Annotated in this window: 1 pseudogene; it reads right to left on the bottom strand. The window is 70.5% G+C overall.

The features are described 5' to 3' along the window. Positions 1-516, bottom strand: a pseudogene (locus JCM9942_RS17900) (ATP-dependent DNA helicase); the annotation flags it as partial.

Consider the following 516-nt stretch of genomic DNA (forward strand, 5'->3'; position numbering starts at 1 on the left):
CCACGCTGCGGCATTCGGCCAGGCAGTCGCGCGCCAGCTCCTGCCACGGTCGCATGCCGAATCCTTCGCCGAAGAAATTGGCCGCCAGTTCCGGCAGCTGGTGGGCCTCGTCGATCACGAACGCCTGCGCGCCGGGCAGGATTTCGCCGAAGCCCTCCTGCTTGAGCGCCAGATCGGCCAGGAGCAGGTGGTGGTTGACCACCACCAGGTCGGCCTCCTGCGCCCGCTGCCGCGCGCGCACGACGAAACAGTCGGTCCAGAACGGGCAGTCCGTCCCCAGGCAGTTGTCGACGGTGGAGGTGACCATCGGCAGCAGCGGCGAATCGTCGGCCAGCCCGTCCAGCTCGGCCATGTCGCCGTACTGGGTGCGCCCGGACCAGGCCAGTACCCGCTGGAACTGCGCCACCTGCTCGGGGCTGCTGAAACGCGGCTCGCCGCGCGCCTGGTCGAGCCGGTAGCGGCACAGATAGTTGGCCCGCCCCTTCAGCAGCGCCGCGCGATGGCCCACCCCAGCGC

The organism is Stenotrophomonas pictorum JCM 9942 (assembly GCF_001310775.1).
GTDB lineage: Bacteria > Pseudomonadota > Gammaproteobacteria > Xanthomonadales > Xanthomonadaceae > Stenotrophomonas > Stenotrophomonas pictorum.